11 protein-coding genes and 3 pseudogenes are annotated in these 13,850 nt (G+C 38.3%); 11 read left to right on the forward strand and 3 right to left on the reverse strand.

Translation table 11 applies throughout. The features are described from left to right. Both GX497_11790 and GX497_11795 read left to right on the forward strand, forming a co-directional pair. On the forward strand, window positions 1-221 hold a 221-nt coding region (locus GX497_11790; GenBank protein HHY73873.1), incomplete at its 5' end, for a hypothetical protein. Window positions 222-292: 71 nt separating this feature from the next. Then, window positions 293-574: pseudogene (locus GX497_11795) on the forward strand (CPBP family intramembrane metalloprotease). Between the two features lie 87 nt (window positions 575-661). Here GX497_11795 and GX497_11800 read toward each other — a convergent pair. Then, window positions 662-937 (reverse strand): hypothetical protein, encoded by a 276-nt coding sequence (locus GX497_11800; GenBank protein HHY73874.1) that lies wholly within the window; start codon window positions 935-937, stop codon window positions 662-664. A gap of 354 nt (window positions 938-1,291) precedes the next feature. Here GX497_11800 and mqo point away from each other — a divergent pair, with 354 nt between their 5' ends. The 9 genes from mqo to GX497_11845 all read left to right on the forward strand — a co-directional run bounded on the left by mqo (window position 1,292) and on the right by GX497_11845 (window position 12,075). Continuing rightward, on the forward strand, window positions 1,292-2,824 hold the full coding sequence (mqo, locus tag GX497_11805) for a malate dehydrogenase (quinone) (GenBank protein HHY73875.1): 1,533 nt from the start codon (window positions 1,292-1,294) through the stop codon (window positions 2,822-2,824). Window positions 2,825-2,960: 136 nt separating this feature from the next. Then, window positions 2,961-3,605, forward strand: a complete 645-nt coding sequence (locus GX497_11810; GenBank protein HHY73876.1) for a spore gernimation protein — start codon at window positions 2,961-2,963, stop codon at window positions 3,603-3,605. 104 nt (window positions 3,606-3,709) lie between these two features. Continuing rightward, window positions 3,710-5,038, forward strand: a complete 1,329-nt coding sequence (locus GX497_11815) for a cation:proton antiporter (GenBank protein ID HHY73877.1) — start codon at window positions 3,710-3,712, stop codon at window positions 5,036-5,038. A gap of 147 nt (window positions 5,039-5,185) precedes the next feature. After that, on the forward strand, window positions 5,186-5,866 hold the full coding sequence (locus tag GX497_11820; GenBank protein ID HHY73878.1) for a PspA/IM30 family protein: 681 nt from the start codon (window positions 5,186-5,188) through the stop codon (window positions 5,864-5,866). Window positions 5,867-5,911: 45 nt separating this feature from the next. Continuing rightward, the gene (locus tag GX497_11825; protein ID HHY73879.1) at window positions 5,912-6,937 is read left to right on the forward strand and encodes a TFIIB-type zinc ribbon-containing protein; all 1,026 of its coding nucleotides are present in this window, start codon (window positions 5,912-5,914) and stop codon (window positions 6,935-6,937) included. Continuing rightward, window positions 6,937-7,818, forward strand: a complete 882-nt coding sequence (locus GX497_11830) for a hypothetical protein (protein ID HHY73880.1) — start codon at window positions 6,937-6,939, stop codon at window positions 7,816-7,818. The genes GX497_11825 and GX497_11830 overlap by 1 nt, the downstream gene beginning before the upstream one ends. A 61-nt stretch (window positions 7,819-7,879) precedes the next feature. Then, entirely contained in the window at window positions 7,880-8,860 is a 981-nt protein-coding gene (locus GX497_11835) for a hypothetical protein (protein HHY73881.1), read from the forward strand. Between the two features lie 105 nt (window positions 8,861-8,965). Next, complete coding sequence (locus tag GX497_11840) at window positions 8,966-10,561, forward strand: FMN-binding glutamate synthase family protein (GenBank protein ID HHY73882.1); 1,596 nt, start codon at window positions 8,966-8,968, stop codon at window positions 10,559-10,561. 314 nt (window positions 10,562-10,875) lie between these two features. Further along, a complete protein-coding gene (locus GX497_11845; GenBank protein HHY73883.1) occupies window positions 10,876-12,075 on the forward strand; it encodes a 3-phosphoglycerate dehydrogenase in 1,200 nt (399 codons plus the stop codon). A 48-nt stretch (window positions 12,076-12,123) separates the two neighbouring features. Here GX497_11845 and GX497_11850 read toward each other — a convergent pair. Both GX497_11850 and GX497_11855 read right to left on the reverse strand, forming a co-directional pair. Next, window positions 12,124-12,868, reverse strand: a pseudogene (locus GX497_11850) (hypothetical protein). Further along, a pseudogene (locus GX497_11855) lies at window positions 12,865-13,725 on the reverse strand (glycosyltransferase family 4 protein). Before GX497_11855 ends, GX497_11850 begins: the two co-directional pseudogenes overlap by 4 nt. Window positions 13,726-13,850 lie beyond the last annotated feature (125 nt).

The following is a 13,850-nucleotide window of genomic DNA, read 5'->3' on the forward strand; positions in this document are numbered from 1 at the left end:
CGATTGATGCGGCCGGCATTGAAGTACATGGTAACTGGTGGGATATGGATTTTCGGGTATTACAGCATGGTGAAGTCGTCGGTAAAGTGAGTAAGGAGTGGTTCACTTGGGGCGATAGCTACAAGGTCCAAATATTGAATGAAGAGATGGAAGCCATCATTATTGCACTAGTTATCGCAATTGATTGTGTGAAGGCTGATCAAGCGGCTGCTGCGACTTAACGTTAAGACGTGATTGCTGCTGCCCGTTTACGCAAAAACGGGGAGTTGGTGTGAATTGTCTATTGTTTTTCCTTTTGATATCGAAAAAAATAAACGGGATTGAAATCTACAGGCTTACAAAGTCGGTATGGCCATGTGTGTTAATGCATGCGGTTGAAGATGGGTTTCCAACTGTTTTAGTAACAACAAGCGGCCTTATAACCTTTACTGAAAACGCTGAATTTTGGCTGGATCCAATCAGCGGTGTTATTGCTACGATTTTGTTCCTTGGAATCGGGCTGCTTCTTAGGTCAATAAGAATTAAAAAGGAAAACAGCATAGAAACTAAGTTTGAACAACCATTTACAGTCTAGAATTTCAGGGTATCAATTTTGTTGAGTATAAACAACAGCCTTACTGACTTATGCCGGTTTAGTAAGGCTGATTTTTTGGTTAACCAATTAAATTCTATAAAGCTCCTCCAATTTTGTGGAAATAGCAATAGTCATTTCCTCCGTTACTTTTGGAAGATTAGATTTTAAAACTACATTTACGAGCGGTCCCATTGCACCACCGGCAGTGATTTCAAGAAAGCCTGTCATCCTCGTTTTATTTTTATCCATTGCTTCTGCTAGGAAATAGCCTCCGCCTGAAAGTTCTTCGTTTAATCCCTTAACAAAATCCCAAACTTGATTGATTGGTAACCCAACCTCAACTTGATGAATTCCGCTTGGCATTTATTTTCCTTCTTTCTATTTCATTTTTTAGGCCTTTATATATCATATGTTCCTTCCAGCAAAGGGGGATTTTCCCCCCCATGGCGCAGATGATGGGCTAAACGGCATAATATAATGAAACAAATATCCTTATTTATAAGACAGAGGGAGGAGATTGAAAAATATTTAGAAACTGGGTTAACACCTTGGTTTTTGTGTGTTTCTAGGGATTTGTGGATACATTTCCCACGCCCTACCAGCCTTAAAATAGCTTATAATTATCATATAATAGTAAATAAATATTTTAATCTATGAAAGATTCTGATAAACTAGAATTTGGTTATAATTGATTCAGAAAAGATAAGGAAGGTAAAAATGAGCAACAGACAAACTAAAACAGACGTAATCTTAATTGGTGCAGGAATCATGAGTGCAACTTTAGGTTCACTGCTGAAAGAATTAGTGCCGGATTGGAAAATTACAGTTTTTGAGAAGCTCGCAAACGCAGGGGAGGAAAGTTCTAACGAATGGAATAATGCAGGAACTGGGCATGCTTCACTATGCGAGCTGAACTATACCGTCGAAAAATCAGACGGCTCTGTCGACATTAGCAAAGCTATAAAAGTTAATGAAGAGTTTCAGGTTTCGAAGCAGTTTTGGTCTTATCTTGTCAATAGCAATTTGATTCGTAATCCGCAAAGCTTTATCATGCCATTACCACATATAAGTTTTGTACAAGGGGAACAAAATGTAAAGTTTTTAAAGAAACGTTTTGAAGCGATGTCAAACAATCCATTATTCAAAGGGATGGAATTTTCCGATGACCCGAAAAAATTGATGGAATGGATGCCGCTTATGATGGATGAGCGACCAGCAGATGAACCGGTAGCAGCAACAAAAATCGACTCTGGAACTGATGTCAACTTTGGTGCTTTGACGCGCATATTGTTTGAACACTTAGAGAGTAAAAATGTCGATGTAAGATACAATCATACTGTTGACGATATTAAGCGCACTAGCGATGGCTTGTGGGAATTGAAGGTTCGTAACTCTGATAAAGGCATTATCGAACGCCATTCTGCAAAATTTGTCTTTATAGGTAGCGGCGGCGGAAGCCTGCATTTGTTGCAAAAAACCGGTATTCCTGAAGGAAAAAATATTGGAGGATTTCCGGTAAGTGGACTATTTTTGGTGTGTAAAAATCAAGAGGTTGTAGAGCAGCATTATGCAAAAGTATACGGCAAAGCTAAGGTTGGTGCTCCGCCAATGTCTGTTCCGCATCTTGACACAAGATATATCGATAATAAAAAAGCGTTGCTATTTGGGCCGTTTGCTGGCTTCTCTCCGAAGTTTTTGAAAAACGGTTCAATGTTTGATTTGTTAACTTCTGTAAAGGTGGATAATCTTGGAACTATGTTGGCAGCAGGTGCCAAAAACGTTCCATTGACAAAATATTTAATCGAACAAGTTATGTTATCGAAAGAAAAGCGCATGGAAGAGTTGCGAGAGTTTATCCCGAACGCCAAAAGCGAGGATTGGGATATAGTAGTAGCGGGTCAACGTGTGCAAGTTATCAAAGATACTGTTGAAGGTGGCAAAGGAACGCTTCAATTTGGTACGGAAGTTATTAACGCCGCTGATGGCTCGATAGCAGCATTACTTGGCGCTTCTCCGGGTGCTTCTACTGCTGTTTCCGTCATGCTGGAGGTACTAACAAACTGCTTCCCGCAACATATAAAAGAGTGGGAAGCAAAAATAAAAGAAATGATTCCTTCTTATGGTGTGTCACTATTGGAAAATCAAGAGCTTATGCAAGAAATTAATAATTCAACAGCGTTGACGCTCGGTTTAGAGGACAAAAAACAAGAAAATCAGAAAAAAGAAACTCGTATGTTACAGGAAGTATAAATTGCCGTTTTGGCAAATTTATGCTTTTTTTTTGTTTTTTAAAATACAGTTCTATGTCTATTTAAATTGTTTACTATCACATGCTACATGACTTGAATACGATAAAAACATAATCATTTATCAATTGAGGTGGAATATGGGTATCTATCCATTACGTTATCTTGCGTTAGGTGATTCCCTTACTGTTGGTATAGGTGTCCCAGCTTTTGATTCAGGCTTTGTTGAGTATTATTGGTGTTTAAGTCAGCAAACTTTAAAAAGGCATATTCAATATAAAAAATATGCCAAGTCGGGAGCAACAACGGCTGATGTTCTAACGATGCTATCTTCCCCAGTTGTTACGGAAGCTGTAAGAAATGCGAATATTATTACGATAACGGCTGGAGGTGATGATTTAATAAACGCTGCCAAAAGATTTATAAAGGATAATAATGAAGAAATCCTCTCATATGCAATTGAACAATCCCGAAAAAATTTCTCTAAACTATTAGAAAGAATTCACAATATAGAAAAGCAAGATCAATACATCATCCGGTTAACTAATTTATATAATCCATTTCCTCATATCCCCATAGCTGATGAGGGTGTAAAAACGTTCAACTCATCAATTGCTAGTTTTGCTGAACAAAAAAATGTTAAAGTAGCAGATATTTATAGTGTATTTAAGGGGAATGAACAAGTTTTGTTATCAAGGGGAGGAGTTCATCCTAATAGTGAAGGGTATTATCAAATGGCATTAGCTTTTTATAGGTTGGGTTATTTCCAGTTAGCGCCTCTATAAATCCCTTTTTTTCTTATTTTCCCCAATAATTAAATAGTCCACGACCAATTGCCTTACAGTGCATATCCTAAAAAGAAAAATTATACAAGGGAGAGAGTAGGATCATGTTTAGTTTAACAGGTGCTGAAATTAGTCATTTTTTGTTGGCAATGGGCTGTTTACTAGCAACTGCTCATTTATTAGGATTTCTGGCTGAACGAATTTTCATACCACGGGTGATTGGAGAGGTCTCAGCAGGTTTAGTTCTTGGCCCTACATTATTAGGACACTTTTTTCCAGATACTTTTAATTGGTTGTTTCTCGGGTTTCCAGAGGAGGGTAAATTATTTGGTCTCATTTACCAGTTCGGTTTACTGATGCTAATGTTCTGCTCGGGGTTGAAGTTTCAGACTCGTTTTAATAAAGAAGACTTAAAAATTACATCTGTATTGGCAATTGGCGCGACCATTCCTGCCTTTGTCATTGGCTGGTTTGCAGCTGATCTTTTCAATATTAGCAGCTATCTTGGTACGGCAAATAATCCGTTAGCTATGAAAATAGTAATTGCGATTTCAATCGCGATAACATCCATACCTGTCATCTCGAAAATTTTCAATGACCTTGGAATTATGCATACACGGTTTGCCAAAATTGTTGTAGCTTGTGCCGGCATCCATGATATTTTTCTTTGGGTTGCGTTAGGATTTGCAACAGCAATTGCTAGTCAAGGTGGTGTATTTACAGTTGGTACAGCGATGAAAAGTGTTGGAACATCCTTCGGTTTTATAATAGGTACCTTTATCCTCGGATATTTCCTATTTAAACGTCTGACAATCATTAAACAAAATATATTGTTTCGTTCGTCCAATTTAGGATATTTCCTCTTCATTATGTTCATCATAGCCTCAATTGCTGGCAATCTTCATGTCGAAACGATATTTGGTGCGCTCCTAGCAGGGATTGTCGCGAAGGTTGCTTTGCCAAAGGCGATGTCTGAGCGACTAGAAAAAGGGGTATCGGATATTTCCTTCTCTTGGTTTATCCCAATTTATTTCGCAACAGTAGGCCTACAATTAGATCTCGTAAGACATTTTAGTCCACTATTCTTCCTTGCCTATTTTCTATTTGCTACATTAACCCAAACTTTAGCTGTTTATATCACTTCTCGCAGTTTAAAACAAGATCATCTCACTAGTTTTAATTTAGGGATAGCTATAAATGATCGTGGCGGCCCAGGAATCGTCCTTTCTTCAGTAGCCTTTACTGCCGGTATTATAAATCAAGAGTTTTTTGCTGTTCTTGTGATGCTGGCCCTTATTACCTCATGGATTCCAGGAACATGGCTACGCATTGTTGTAAATAAAGGCTGGAGATTAATGCCTGGCGATGAGAACTTAGTGCCACATCAAAATAATAATGATGACAAATCTAAAACATTTAATCAACCTGTTTAAGGAGCCGCATTACGGCTCCTTTATTTAACTTATAGTATTCTTTAAAGTTTTTAAAAAGAATTCGATTGTGGATTTTTGCACAATGAAACTATTTTTAAACAAAAAACGTATAATAGTTATTATAGAAATAAGGGAGGAATCGTTCATATGAGTATTATTGGAAGATTTAAGGATATTATGTCAAGCAATATTAATGCCTTGTTAGATAAGGCTGAGGACCCAGAGAAAATGATTGATCAATACTTAAGAAATCTAAACAAGGATTTAGGGAAGGTAAAATCAGAAACAGCATCAGTAATGGCGGAAGAGCAACGGGCAAAAAGGGTTTTGGCTGAGTGTAAAGATGATATAGCAAAAATGGAACGCTATGCCGTAAAGGCATTGGAAGCGGGTAATGAAGGGGATGCACGGAGATTTCTAGAGCAGAAAGCAACTTTGGCAGCAAAAGCAGCTGAGTTGGAAGCCGCTTATCAATTAGCTTCTACAAACACACTGCAAATGAAGCAAATGCATGATAAGCTTGTAGCAGATATTGGTGAATTGGAAGCACGAAGAACGATGTTGAAAGCAAAATGGTCAGTGGCCAAAACACAGGAACGAATGAATAAGCTTGGAGCATCTACAACTGATGCAAGCCATTCGATTTCCGCCTTTGGGCGAATGGAGGAGAAGGTAACTCGTGCGCTCGATGAAGCGAATGCCATGGCCGAACTAAATGCTGGCCCGAAAGACGAGATAGCGGATTTAACAGCTAAATATGATAAACAAAGTATTGATGTTGAAGACGAACTTGCGGCCTTAAAAGAGCGAATGAAGAATCAAGAGTAGGCAACTTTGCTGGAATAAGTTTGCTACAAAGGAAGTGAGAAGAAGATGATTCTTCATTATAAATGCCCCAGCTGTGGGGATGATATGGGCTTTGACGCTGAATCAGGCGAATTATCTTGTCATAGCTGCGGCAGACACGAAAATATCGAAAATTATCCTGAAGAGTTAATGACAGCTTCATTTACAGAAGATGAAGCGAAGGAATACCATTGTGAGAATTGTGGTGCTATTTTAATTACAACAACTGATACAGCGGCAACAAGCTGTAGTTTCTGCGGAGCGGGTGTAGTTATCGCTGATCGCTTGTCAGGCCATCTAGCACCAGCAAAGGTTATTCCTTTTACAATAAGTAAAGAAGAGGCAATGACGGCGTTTCAAAAATGGTGTAGAAAAGGACTTCTTACTCCGAAAGGCTTCATGTCAGCAGATCGAATTAAAAGTATAACTGGTATGTATGTGCCATTTTGGTTATTTGATTTAAATAGCAAGGTGCAAGTAGATGCGGTATGTACAAAGGTTAGAACTTATTCAGACAGTGAGTATATTTATACTGAAACAAAGTATTATGATGCTTTCAGGGATATTAACCTTGATTATGTTAAAATTCCAGTTGATGCATCAGAAAAAATGAATGATGAATTAATGGATAAATTGGAGCCATATCCTTATGACCAATTAAAGGCTTTTAAAACTCCTTATTTAGCGGGATATATTGCAGAGAAATACAATTATACAGATGAAGAATTGCTGCCAAGGGCAAAGGATAAAATCAGCGGTTATATTGAGTCTTATATTCGTTCTACTTTTTCGCAATATCATTCTGTAAGTTATAAAAATAAGCATATTGATACGAGTAAGGTAAAAAGCAGCTATGTTTTATTGCCTGTATGGATGGTTAGCTATGATTACAATCATTCAGAGTTTTTATTCGCTATGAATGGACAAACGGGAAAGGTTGTCGGTAAACCTCCCATTAGCACGAGCAAGGTGGCGCTGTGGTTCAGCGGCATTGCCGCTGGCACATTCATTGCCTTAAAAGGGATCTCCTTCATGATGGGAGGGGGCTTCTAGTGAGATGGGACTTTGTGTATAGGCGGAGTCTTCTATGTTTCATTTTGGCACTGTTACTGTTGTTACCACTTGGTATCTCAACAAAAGCGCAAAGCTTTGATCGAAATCATTATATTTATGATTTTGCAGGCCTGCTAACGGATGAAGAAGCGGCAAACCTCCAATCATTAGCAGATGAACGTGGTCAAGAAAGGGATACTGCTTTTATCGTCATAACTTTAGATGGAACAGAAGGAAAAGATATCGTCCAATATGTGGAGGATTTCTATGATGAGCATGGCCCGGGCTTTGATCAGCCGTATGGAAATGCCGCAATTATAGCGATTGATATGCAGGAACGGGATATATATGCGGCTGGATTTAAAAAAGCGGAAGTTTATTTGGATGATAACCGGCTTGATGTAATTCGTAATCAAATAACTCCTGCATTATCAGATGGTGAGTATTTCCAAGCCTTTTCAACTTTTATTAATAGTTGCTATGAATATATGGGATATGAGCTAGGAGAGGCCCCAGATGAAAATGTAGACTATACGGGCCCTAATTATAATACTGATTCAGGTGGCTATTCCAGTTATGATGCGGGGGTTGATCCGGAAAATATATTTTTTCAATGGTGGTTTCAGGTTATTGCTTCTTTAGTAGTAGCTAGTATAATGGTGGGATTTATGGTTTATAACTCTGGTGGCAAAGTGACAGTAAATGCACGAACTTATTTGAATAGTAATCAATCAAAAGTAGTAAGCCAGTATGATAATTTTGTCAACCGAACAGTGACAAAGGTGAAGAAGCCTTCAAATAATACATCTGGAGGCGGTGGCGGCGGAGGTGGAATCACAAGAGGCGGCCATTCGCATAGCGGAAGCAGGGGTAAGTTTTAATTACTATACTGATGGAATGTATATATTTGTATAGTTTTGCATAGAAAGGAGCTAAACATTGATGTCTTTTTTTAAAAATCAATTTGCTAATGTCGTCGAGTGGCAAGAATTTAGAGATGACATGATTTTCTATAAATGGAGCAACCGCGAAATCAAAAAAGGAAGCAAACTAATTATTCGTCCTGGTCAAGATGCGATTTTTTTAAACAATGGGAAAATCGAAGGGGTCTTCCATGACGAAGGTGAGTATGATATTGAATCGCAAATCATTCCGTTTCTATCAACCTTGAAAGGATTCAAGTTTGGCTTCAACAGTGGCATGCGTGTAGAAGTGCTGTTTGTGAACACGAAAGAGTTTGTTGTAAAATGGGGCACAAAAAATGCGATTAATATTCCGACCATTGGACTTCCTGGGGGTATGCCGATTCGGGCAAACGGAACATTTAATTTTAAAGTCAATGATTATATTGCCTTAATTGATCAGATTGCCGGTGTTCGTGAACAATATTTAGTTGAGGATGTCAGAATACGAATTACATCAATCCTTGATCAACTGCTGATGAAGTGGATCTCAAAGGAAGGAAAGGATATGTTCAACCTGCAGGCTAACTCCTTTGATATATCAAAAGGCATTCAAGAGGATTTAGATATGCAGATGATAAAAAGCGGCATCTCTATTACTGGATTTAATGTCATGAGCTTCAGCTATCCAACTGAGATTCAAGATATGATTACAAAGAATGCTTCACATGGCATGGTGAGTAATGTTGATCGCTTCCAGCAAATTTCACTTACAGAGGGTCTTGTCTCTGGAAAAATGGGCGGAGGTGGTGCGGCATCTGATATGGCTGGAATGATGATGGGGATGAATTTCGCCAATCGCATGATGGATCAAATGAATCAGCATTCTCAAAATCGGCCTACACCAGCACCGAATTCACAACAATCATCACCTTCGAAACCGAACTTTTGCCCGAATTGCGGTGCAAAAACGAGTGGAGCCAATTTTTGCTCTAACTGTGGACAAAAACTTATAGAATGATGATTTTTATTTAATTCCAAGCTCATGGATATATTCACCTTTTATTGGAAATTCTAATTGTGATTGCCTGCAAAAAAAGAATGACAATGCAAGGGGGAATTACGATTGAACTTGGCAAATGTTCTAACCATTATTGGTTTCACTTTCTGTGCTCTTATCCTGTTTGTTTTATTACTAACTGGTATCTATTTATATTTTATTGATCGTTCACAAAGGCAGCATCCAGTATTGCGAAATTATCCGGTAATCGGACGTGCTCGTTATTTTTTAGAAACGATTGGTCCTGAATTGCGTCAGTATTTATTTAATAATGATCGCGAAGGGAAGCCCTTTTCCAGAAGCGAATATCAGCATATTGTCAAAAAGGCAAAATATAAACGGGACGTCATTGGATTTGGGTCTTTACGAGATTTTGAAGAAGCAGGATTTTATATTAGAAATTCGCTGTTCCCCAAACTAACGGAAGAGTTAAAAATGGACCAAAATAGTAAAGTAACGACAGATCGCTATTTGCTTATAAAAGAGCCTTTGCTAACACAAAGAATCGAATATTTAGAGAAGGATGAATCAAATGCCTTTTTGTTGGATGATAGCGATGCAATCGTGATTGGCAAGAACACGAAGCATCCTTTTATTGTCAAGGGCCAAATTGGAATGTCGGCGATGAGCTATGGCTCCTTAGGTGAAAAAGCAATTACTGCGCTTTCAGAAGGATTGGGTATTGCAAAGGGGACATGGATGAATACAGGGGAAGGTGGTCTTTCTGAGTATCATTTAAAGGGCGGCGTTGATATTATCATGCAAATTGGTCCTGGCTTATTTGGTGTTAGAGATAAAGAAGGGAATTTTAGTTGGGATGCCTTGAAGGAAAAAAATGAAATTCCACAAATAAAAGCTTATGAGCTTAAATTAGGGCAAGGGGCCAAAACTAGGGGTGGGCATATTGACGCCGAAAAGGTGACAGAGGAAATCGCAAGGATTCGAATGGTCGAGCCGTTTAAATCAATTGATAGTCCAAACCGCTTTGAAGAGTTTCAAGATTTGCCTTCCCTATTTGAATTTATTGTGAAAATTCGTGAATTTACCGGAAAGCCAGTCGGAATGAAAGTCGTTATTGGCAGCAGACATGAAGCTGATGAATTGGCAAAACTAATAAAAGAGACTGGAAAAGGCCCTGATTTTATTACGGTAGATGGCGGTGAAGGCGGTACAGGTGCTTCCTATCAGGAATTAGCGGACAGTGTTGGTTTGCCAATTAAATCAGCCTTACCATTACTGGATTATGCTTTTAAAAAATACGGCGTACGGGATCAAGTCACAATTATTGCTTCAGGAAAACTATTTTCACCAGACCGTGTTGCCGTAGCGTTAGCAATGGGTGCCGATTTGATAAATATTGCAAGGGGTTTTATGATTACGGTTGGCTGCATTCAATCGTTAAAATGCCATACGAACGCCTGTCCTGTTGGTGTGGCGACAACAGACCCTGATTTGCAAAAAGCGTTAGTCATTGATGAAAAAAAATATCGCACAGCAAATTATTTAATTTCTATGCGTAAAGGTTTATATCGGTTAGCAGCCGCAGCGGGCTTGGAATCTCCTGCTCAGTTTCAAAGTGATCATGTTGTTTATAAAGATGAGAGAGGGAGGACATGGTCATTGGAGGAGATTTATCAATCAATCGTGGCAAAGACTGAATGAAAATAATTTTTTAAAATATTGGGATATTTTAAAGGTTGAACGTTAATTGAGAATTTGATAAGATTAAATCAATCAAAAAGGCTATATGTAACTGGCGAGACACGGATTAACCGTGAGGGAGCATATAGTATCGAATGAATAGCCGTTCGCCTGGGCTGAGGTAAGGGAGTTCCCTTACCTCTTTATGCTTATGGGAGGGATAATGGACTAACTAAAAACTTAGTGTCGAAAATTGTATTTAATTAGGTTACTATTATCTTAGGGAAATATTTTAGAAGCTTTAAAATCTACTTTATGAAAAAGAGGGAAAAATGATGGGCACAGTGACTTTAGACAAAGTTAAAACGATTAAAACGTTAAATAATATCGCGGAAAGCGGCTTAAACGTATTCAATAACGAGCAGTATACAATTGATAATGATAGCGAAAATCCTGATGCTATTCTTGTTCGTAGTTATAATATGCATTCAATGGAATTGGGCGATAATTTAAAAGCAATCGCACGTGCTGGCGCTGGTGTTAATAATATTCCAGTTGAAAAATGTACTGAGCAAGGAATTGTTGTTTTTAATACGCCTGGGGCAAATGCGAATGCCGTAAAAGAGCTTGTATTAACTTCATTAATGGCTTCATCTCGCAATCTCTTTGACGGCATCACTTGGACGAAGACACTAGTTAATGAAGGCGACCAAATTCCAAAGCTTGTTGAGGCTGGAAAGAAGCAATTTGTAGGGAATGAAATTAAAGGTAAAACGCTTGGTGTTATCGGTTTAGGTGCGATTGGTGCCTTAGTTGCGAACGATGCCCTTGATTTAGATATGGATGTAATTGGCTTTGACCCATACATTTCTATTGATATAGCTTGGAAATTATCTCGTAATATACAGCGTGCAATGACGATTGAAGAGTTATTTGCCAAAGCTGATTATATTACTGTACACGTTCCATATGTTGATAGCACAAAAGGAATGTTTAATGAGGAAGCTTTCAATATTATGAAGCCTGGCGTTCATATTTTGAACTTCTCTCGTGGGGAGCTTGTCAATGAGGAAGATATGGCAGCTGCACTTGAAAGCGGAAAAGTTGGAAAATATATTACAGATTTCCCGAATGAAAAAGTAACGAAGATGAAGAATACGATTTGCATCCCACATCTTGGCGCATCTACTGAAGAAGCTGAGGAAAATTGCGCGATTATGGCAGCTCGTGAACTAAGGGAATTCCTTGAAACTGGTAATATCAAAAACTCTGTAAACTTTCCAAACGCATATTTAGAATATACTGGAAGAAGCCGTGTCGCTGTATTCCACAAAAATGTTCCAAACATGGTTGGTCAGATTACAGCAGCCATCTCAAGCTATAACTTAAACATTGGAGATATGGTGAACAGAGGCCGTGGCGATTATGCTTATACAATCATTGCCATTGACGATAAAGTAAATGGTGACATTCTTCCTCAAATAGAGGGAAAAATTAACCAAATTGACGGTATTGTTAGAATTAGTATTTACTAAGCTTAGTAAAGTAAAAGGAAGCAAGGGATTCGACCCTTGCTTCCTAAATTTTTTTATAAATCTCTTAATTTGGCGCGGCAGGATTTTCCTGCGGCTTTTGATCAAAGCGCCGACCATCGCCTTTTTTTCCTCTTTCGAAACTTCCCAATCATCGGGTATTAAACTAACAATTTCCTCCGTTAATAAAATCGGAATAGTCTGGATTAGCTCCACCTGTTCTTGAAAAGCCGTCTTGTCTTCTATAAAACATGCCATTATTTTATGTGTAGCGCTTTCCAATAACCCTTGTGGCAGCCTTTCTAAATCAGACTTTTGCCAATTAAAAGATCCAAATACTTCAGCATGGTCTATCGCCCATAAGCGATACACATTTTTCGGCTCTTCACGTAATAAAATATTTTTTCTCGTTCGGTCACGATTACACAGCCAATAATCAAAGACAATAATACTTGCTAATGATTGATGATTAATAATATGAGGAATAACGGGCACTTGATGGCCACTTAAAACAGCCGGGTACATACAATGAGGCGAATTGGTGTTGGGTTTTACTCATCTCAACAAGTTCAGGTATTTGTAATGAAAATTGTTGTGGAATTTCTACAATCTGCGCAAACGGGATTGAGAGGCTAAGATAACGAGCTAAGCAATAGGCAACCCATTCATTTGGTAGTGATTTTTCAAAGCCAGGCTGGAAATACTTCACGACATAGTCTTTACCATCATTGAACGTTATTAAATGGGCATTCGATTTCCCTTCTAGTTTGCGCTGATAAGAAACAGGCTCAATCAAGGAGCATTCACCTCACCATCAAAATCCTCATCTTTTTTAACAAGCGTTTTTAACAAATCAATATAATGCTCTGCAACGATTTCAATAGCAAAATTGTCTTGGACATGTTTGATGGCAGCACTTGACATCTTTTGATGTAGTGGTTGATCATCTAAAATTCCATATAATTTATTAACAGCATCTTCTACATTTTGTCCATAGTAAAGCAATCCCGTTTTGCCATCGGCAACAATTTCTGTAACAGGCATCATTTTTGAGGCAACAACCGGGACACCGCAAATCATCGATTCAATAAAAGTATTGCCAAATGATTCTGATCTAGTTGTCGCAAGTGTGCATCCACCCGATTCACGGACTTTTGCATATACATGAGGCATTTGTTGGTATGGGATAACAGGAAACCACTTTACAGTATCTGTTAATTGTTCTTCCTGCCACTTTATAGCGAATTCTTCACGCTGGACACTTTGCGCCCCACCAATGACCCAAAACTCGATATCGTTACGCTCACTTTTAACTTTTTTGGCAATTTCGAGCAGCATTGGCCAATTTTTGCGCTTATCCAAGCGACCGATATAAGCCACAATTTTTTTATTTAGAGGAAGGATCGGTGTATTGTTAAACTCAATTTCCTCCTTCGGTAAGGCTCTAAAAAAGGCTGTATCTACGCCACTGTATATCACATTTATAGGAATTGAATCTGTAAGAATGGAGACTAAACGTTTTTGATATTGGGAAGGAACAATGATTGTTAATGGCTCGATATTTCTGAAATTCTTCAAATGAGGGATTAACTTAATGAGCTCGGGTGTACGAGCTTCTACAATTACAGGACCTTTGAATTTCGCTTTTTTTAAAAGATAAGAAAGTATATAATTTTGACACTACCACAGTCCTTGATACTGTGGTATTTTTCGTATATGGAGACAAATATTTTAAAGCGAATATTTTTTGATCATCATAAACATTGGGAAGCTTTCAA

This window comes from Bacillus sp. (in: firmicutes) (assembly GCA_012842745.1).
Classification (GTDB): domain Bacteria; phylum Bacillota; class Bacilli; order Bacillales; family Bacillaceae_J; genus Schinkia.